The 2,771-nt window shown below is 73.2% G+C and carries 3 protein-coding genes; all 3 read left to right on the forward strand.

Features of this window, described 5'->3' with window-relative positions; translation table 11 throughout:
* Positions 1 to 61 precede the first annotated feature (61 nt).
* Entirely contained in the window at positions 62 to 586 is a 525-nt protein-coding gene (locus Q0L15_RS18250) for a DoxX family protein (RefSeq protein WP_296605873.1), read from the forward strand.
* A gap of 35 nt (positions 587 to 621) precedes the next feature.
* Positions 622 to 1,881 carry a 3-phosphoshikimate 1-carboxyvinyltransferase gene (gene aroA, locus Q0L15_RS18255; protein WP_296605874.1) on the forward strand — a complete coding sequence of 420 codons (1,260 nt, stop codon included), beginning with the start codon at positions 622 to 624 and terminating at the stop codon, positions 1,879 to 1,881.
* Between the two features lie 28 nt (positions 1,882 to 1,909).
* On the forward strand, positions 1,910 to 2,771 hold an 862-nt coding region (rsgA, locus tag Q0L15_RS18260), incomplete at its 3' end, for a ribosome small subunit-dependent GTPase A (protein WP_296605875.1).

Consider the following 2,771-nt stretch of genomic DNA (forward strand, 5'->3'; position numbering starts at 1 on the left):
GTCCCCTGATCTCGACCTTCACCCAGGACTGGTCCCTGGGCCGGACGGGTAAGAAGGAGGCATGAGCATCAGCAGACTCCTCGCCCGCCCCATGCTCGCCTCGATCTTCGTCGTCGGCGCGACCAACGCCTTGAAGAACACCTCGGTGCCCGCCGGCAAGGCCGAACCGGTGACCAGCCGTCTGGTCCCGCTGGCCAAGCGGGCCGGCATCCCGCTGCCCGAGGACCCCGAGACGCTGGTCAAGCTGAACGCCGGGGTGCAGCTCGGCGCCGGACTGGCGCTGGCCACCGGGCGTGCGCCGCGCCTCTCCGCCGCCGTCCTGGCCGCGTCTCTGGTGCCGACCACCGCCGCCGGCCACCGCTTCTGGGAGGTCTCCGACCCGACCCAGCGCACCCAGCAGAAGCTGCACTTCTTCAAGAACCTCTCGGTCCTCGGCGGTCTGGTGATCGCCGCAGGTGACACCGACGGCAAGCCGGGTGTGGCGTGGCGCGCGCGCCGGGTTGCCAAGGACGCCCGCCGCGAGGCCAAGCACCTCGCCGCCGCGGCTCGCCAGGAGGCCAAGCTCGCGAAGGCGAAGGTGGCCTGAGGACTGCCGCCGGCGTACGTCGCTAGGCTGCGCGGGTGACTGAGCCCTGGCCTGCGCCCCGTGCCCGTCGTCCCGTCGACGCCGTCGTCACGCTGCCGGGCAGCAAGTCGCTGACCAACCGCGCGCTCGTGCTCGCCGCGATCGCCGACGGCCCCTCCGTCGTCCGCCGCGCCCTGCGCTCGCGGGACTCCACGCTGATGGCGACCGCCCTGACGGCGCTGGGGTCCCACGTCGACACCAGCAGCGAGGACTGGGTCGTGACTCCCGGGGCGTTCGACCGCGACGCGAGCATCGACTGCGGCCTGGCAGGCACCGTGATGCGCTTCGTCCCGCCGGTCGCGGGTCTCTCCAGCGGTGCGGTCTCCTTCGACGGCGACCCGCACATGCGCACCCGCCCGATCGGCGAGGTGTTGGGCGCGCTGCGTGCGCTCGGGGTCGACGTGGCGGGCGACGCGCTTCCCTTCACCGTGCACGGCTCGGGCTCCGTGCGGGGCGGGACGGTCGTCGTGGACGCCTCGGCGTCCTCGCAGTTCGTGTCCGCGCTGCTGCTGGCGGGTGCCCGCTACGAGCAGGGCGTCGACGTCCGCCACGACGGCAAGCCCGTGCCCTCGCTCCCCCACATCGACATGACCGTGGCGATGCTGCGCCAGCACGGCGTGGAGGTCGACGGGTCCGACGCCGACCGCTGGCGGGTGGCTCCCGGCCCCGTCCGCGCCGTGGACCACCTCATCGAGCCAGACCTCTCGAACGCGGCGCCGTTCCTGGCGCTCGCAGCGGTGTCGGGCGGCACCGTCGTGGTGCGGGACTGGCCGCGGGAGACGACCCAGGCCGGCGACGCCCTGCGCGACATCCTCACGGCGATGGGGTGTGAGGTGGCATTCGATCGGGAGGGCCTGCGCGTCACCGGCAGCGGCACCCTGCTCGGCATCGACGTGGACCTGCACGACGTGGGCGAGCTGACGCCCGCGATCGCCGCGCTCTGTGCGCTCGCCGAGGCACCGTCGCACCTGCGCGGCGTCGCGCACATCCGCGGCCACGAGACCGACCGCCTCGCGGCGCTCGCCACCGAGCTCAACGGGCTCGGTGCCGACGTCACCGAGCACGACGACGGCCTGAGCATCCGGCCCGCGCCGCTGCACGGCGGCGTCTTCCACACCTACGCCGACCACCGGATGGCCCACGCCGGCGTGATCATCGGCGCCGCCGTCGAGGACGTCCTGGTCGAGAACGTCGCGACGACCGGCAAGACGTTCCCCGACTTCGCCGGCTTCTGGTCCGGGCTGATCGCCGACTGAGTCACGGTGACCCGAGGATGAAGCGGCGATGAGCCCCAAGGCGCGGGGACGATACTCCGACCACGACGTCGAGCACTACGACCGTCCGCGCCGCCACACCCGTCCGCGCACCAAGGAGCGCCCGACGTACGACGACGCTGTCGACGGCGTGGTCGTGACGGTCGACCGGGGCCGGTTCACGCTGCTCGTCGAGGACCGGACGGTCCTGGCCATGAAGGCCCGGCCGCTGGGGCGCAAGGGGGTCGTGGTCGGCGACCGGGTCCGCGTCGTCGGCGACACCTCGGGGGCCGACGGGTCGCTCGCCCGGATCGTCGAGGTGCGCGAGCGCTCCACCACCCTGCGACGCACGGCTGATGACGACGACCCGGTCGAGCGGGTCATCGTCTCCAACGCCGATCAGCTGGTCGTCGTCACCGCCCTGGCCAACCCCGACCCTCAGCCGCGGCTCATCGACCGTGCTCTGGTGGCGGCGTACGACGCCGGGATGCAGCCGCTGATCTGCATGACGAAGTCCGACCTGGCCGACCCCGAGACCCTGCTGGTCACCTACCGCTCCCTCGGCGTCCCCTGGGTGGTCACCCGACGCGGCGGTGACATCTCTGCGCTGCGCGAGCGGCTGTCCGGGCGGGTGAGCGTGCTCGTCGGCTCCAGCGGGGTCGGGAAGTCCACGCTGGTCAACGCGCTGGTGCCCGACGCACGCCGCGAGGTCGGCGTCGTCAACGCCGTCACCGGTCGCGGCCGCCACACCTCGACCTCGGCCTACATGCTGCCGCTCCCGCACGATCCCGCCGGCGGCGACGCGGGCTGGATCATCGACACCCCGGGCATCCGCTCCTTCGGGCTGGCCCACGTCCAGCCCGAACGGCTGATCGAGGCGTTCCCCGACCTCG

Origin of the sequence: Nocardioides sp. (genome assembly GCF_024509035.1) — a bacterium.
Classification (GTDB): Bacteria; Actinomycetota; Actinomycetes; order Propionibacteriales; family Nocardioidaceae; genus Nocardioides.